The organism is Actinophytocola sp., assembly GCF_045807065.1.
In the GTDB taxonomy this organism is placed as follows: Bacteria; Actinomycetota; Actinomycetes; order Mycobacteriales; family Pseudonocardiaceae; genus Actinophytocola.
Map to the genome: position 1 here is coordinate 1 of NZ_JBJMIE010000237.1, position 3,347 is coordinate 3,347.

Genomic DNA, 3,347 nt, shown 5'->3' on the forward strand with positions numbered 1-3,347 from the left:
GATCCGCCCGAGCGGCTGCGGGTCCCGCTCGTCGGCACCCGGTCCGGACCAGCGCCGCCGGCGCCGGTCGACCGCCCCCGCGCCGCGCGGCACGAACTTCTTCCGCGCCGCCGCCGGACCGCCGGTCTGCTCACGCGCCGCAGCCAGCGCGGCCCGCGCAAGGTCCGACCCCCGCAGCTGTGGATAGTCACGGTCCGTGGTAGATCGCGAGTCGGCGCCAACATCAACACCCTTTTGGGTGGTCAGGTCGCCCGATTCACCCCCATTGGGGGTCACCGAGGGACGCCGAGTGACAGCGTTATCCACACTATCCACAGGTTTGTCCCCAGCTGTGGGATCAGTCACACCGCGCATGGTCACTCGCTGTCGATCACTCACGGTGGACCTCCCCGTCGGCGACAAGGTAGCGAGCCCCGGTCAACTCTGCCGGTACGTCCTCCGCCACCGCGGCGGTCACGAGCACCTGTTCGGCCGCGACCGACACTTCGGCGAGCCGCTCGCGGCGCCGGCGGTCCAGCTCGGCGAACACGTCGTCGAGCACGAGCACCGGCTCGTTGCCGTCCGCGCGGAGCAGCTCGTAGGAGCCTAGGCGCAGCGCGAGCGCGAACGACCACGACTCGCCGTGCGACGCGTAGCCCTTCGCCGGGAACTCGTCGAGCGTCAGCTCCAGCTCGTCGCGGTGGGGACCGACGAGGCTCACGCCCCGGTCCAGCTCCTGGTCGCGGTTGGCGACCATGGCCGCGAGCAACGCGTCGGTCAACACCTCCACATCGGCACGACCGGTCGTGCCGTACTCCTCCGGGAAGGAGTCCGTGATGCCGGAGCGGTACCCGATGGTCGCCGGCCGCGACTCCGGGGCGACCCCGGCGTACGCGGCGGTGACGTGCCCGGCCAGGTCGGCGACCAGGTCCAGCCGGGCGGCCAGCAGCTCGGCGCCGTGCCGGGCGAGGTGCCCGTCCCAGACGTCCAGGGTCGCGATGTCGCCCTTCGAACCCGCGCGCCGGGCGTGGCCGGACGACTTCAGCAACGCGTTCCGCTGCCGCAGCACCCGGTCGTAGTCCGCGCGGACCCCGGCGTACCGGGGCGCGCGCAACACCAGCAGCTCGTCGAGGAACCGGCGGCGTTCACCGGGGTCGCCCCGCACCAGCGCCAGGTCCTCGGGTGCGAACAACACTGTCCGCAGGATCCCGAGCACGTCCCTGGTCCTGGGCACCGGTCCCCGGTTGACCCGCGCGCGGTTGGCCTTGCCGGCGGTGATCTCCAGCTCGATCGTCAGCTCGCGGCCGTCGTTGACGACCGCGGTCCGCACGATCGCGCGGGAGCAGCCGTGCCGGATCAGCGGTGCGTCGGTCGCCACCCGGTGCGAGCCGAGCGTCGCCGCGTAGCCGAGGGCCTCGACCAGGTTGGTCTTGCCCTGCCCGTTCGCGCCGACCAGCACCGCGGGTCCCGGGGCCAGCTCCAGGTCCGCGTGCTTCCAGGAGCGGAAGTCGGTGACCTGCAAGTGCCGGACGTACACGATGTTCGCTTCGCAAGCTCCGCTCAGTCACCTCAGCCTTGCGTGCTGCCCGCACCGGAGGTGGGGCCGGCCGTGTGCACGGCGTGCCCGCCGAACTGGTTGCGCAGCGACGCGACGGCACGCATGGCGGGTGAGTCGTCCTGCCGCGAGCGGAACCTGGCGAACAGCGCGGCCGAGATGACCGGCGCCGGCACCGCGAGGTTGATCGCCTCCTCGACGGTCCACCGGCCCTCACCGGAGTCCTCGACGTAGCCGCGCAGGTCGTCCAGCTCCGGGTCGGAGTCGAGCGCGCGGACCAGCAGGTCGAGCAGCCACGAGCGGACGACCGTGCCGCGCTGCCACGCCTTGACCGTCGCCGGCACGTCCTCGATGATCTTCGCGGCCTCGAGCAGCTCGAAGCCCTCGGCGTAGGCCTGCATCAGGCCGTACTCGATGCCGTTGTGAATCATCTTCGCGTAGTGGCCGGCGCCGACCGGGCCCGCGTGCGCGAAGCCCTCCTCGCGCGGCCCCTCCGGACGCAGTGCGTCGAAGATCGGCATGACTCGCTCGACGTGCTTCGCGTCGCCGCCGACCATCAGTCCGTAGCCGTTGTCCTTGCCCCACACACCGCCGGACACCCCGCAGTCGAGGTAGGCGATCTCCTTCTCCGCGAGCAGCGCCGAGTTGCGCGTGTCGTCGGAGAAGCGCGAGTTGCCGCCGTCGATCACGAGGTCGCCGGCGTCGAGCAGGTCGGCCAGCTCCTCGATCGTCTGCCGGGTCGGGTCGCCGGCCGGCACCATCACCCACACGGCCCGCGGCGCGGACAGTTTCGACACCAGGTCCGCGAGCGACTCGGCGTCGCTCACGTCCGGGTTGCGGTCATAGCCGACCACCTCGTGACCGGCGGCGCGGATCCGCTCGCGCATGTTGAAACCCATCCGGCCGAGGCCGACGAGACCGAGCTGCATTACTTCCTCCTGGAAAGTCGATCAGCCGGGAAGGCGTACCGGCATCAACAGGTGCAGGTACCCCGGAGTGACGGTCCCATCGTCACCCACCGGCTTGATCAGTGCCGGTCGGCTCGGTGTCGTGAACGACAACTCGGCACGGTCGGCGTGCAACGCGCCGAGGCCCTCCTGGAGGAAGCTCGGGTTGAACGCGATCGTCACCGGCTCGCCGTTGTACTCGACGGACAGCTCCTCCTCCGCGGAACCCTCGTCGTCGCCGCCCGCCGACAGGCGCAGCCCGCCGTCGGCGAACTCGAGTCGGACCTGGGTACCGCGCTCGGCCACGAGCGACACGCGCTTGATCGCCTCGACAAGCGCGCCGACCTCGACGATCGCGGCGGCGGTCTGCTCGCTCGGCAGCAGCTGGCGGTACCGCGGGAACTCCGTGTCGAGCAGGCGGCTGGTGGTGCGCCGGCCGGAGCCGGACAGACCGATCAGCCCGTCGCCGGGAGCGAGCGCCAGCTCGACCGTCTTGCCGGACGTGCCGAGCGCCTTGGCCGCGTCGGCGAGCGTGCGGGCGGGCACCAGCACCGCCAGCTCGCCGTGGCTCTTGATGCTCTCGTCGGCCTTCCACTCGAACTCGCGCATCGCCAACCGGAACCGGTCGGTGGCCACGAGCGTGAGCTTGTCGCCGGCGATCTCCACGCGGACGCCGGTCAGCATCGGGAGCGTGTCGTCCTTGCCGGCCGCGACGGCGACCTGGCTGACCGCGAGGCCGAACACCTCACCGGCCAGCTCGCCGGCGTGGGGTGGCATCGCCGGCAGCTGTGGGTAGTCCTCCACCGGCATGGTCGGCAGCGAGAACTTGGCGCTGCCACACGCGATCGACACCCGCGCGCCGTCGA

At 71.6% G+C, this 3,347-nt stretch carries 3 protein-coding genes and 1 pseudogene; all 4 read right to left on the reverse strand.

Annotated elements, in window-relative coordinates; translation table 11 throughout:
- Positions 1–276: pseudogene (locus ACJ73U_RS14040) on the reverse strand (hypothetical protein); the annotation flags it as partial.
- Positions 277–370: 94 nt separating this feature from the next.
- Entirely contained in the window at positions 371–1,516 is a 1,146-nt protein-coding gene (recF, locus tag ACJ73U_RS14045; RefSeq protein ID WP_407778042.1) for a DNA replication/repair protein RecF, read from the reverse strand.
- Positions 1,517–1,548: 32 nt separating this feature from the next.
- Positions 1,549–2,463, reverse strand: a complete 915-nt coding sequence (gene gnd / locus ACJ73U_RS14050; RefSeq protein WP_407778043.1) for a phosphogluconate dehydrogenase (NAD(+)-dependent, decarboxylating) — start codon at positions 2,461–2,463, stop codon at positions 1,549–1,551.
- A 21-nt stretch (positions 2,464–2,484) separates the two neighbouring features.
- On the reverse strand, positions 2,485–3,347 hold an 863-nt coding region (gene dnaN / locus ACJ73U_RS14055; RefSeq protein WP_407778044.1), incomplete at its 5' end, for a DNA polymerase III subunit beta.

Coding starts and splice junctions, on each gene's coding strand:
- gnd (WP_407778043.1), bottom strand. CDS start 2,463: ATGCAGCTCGGTCTCGTCGGCCTCGGCCGGATGGGTTTCAACATGCGC.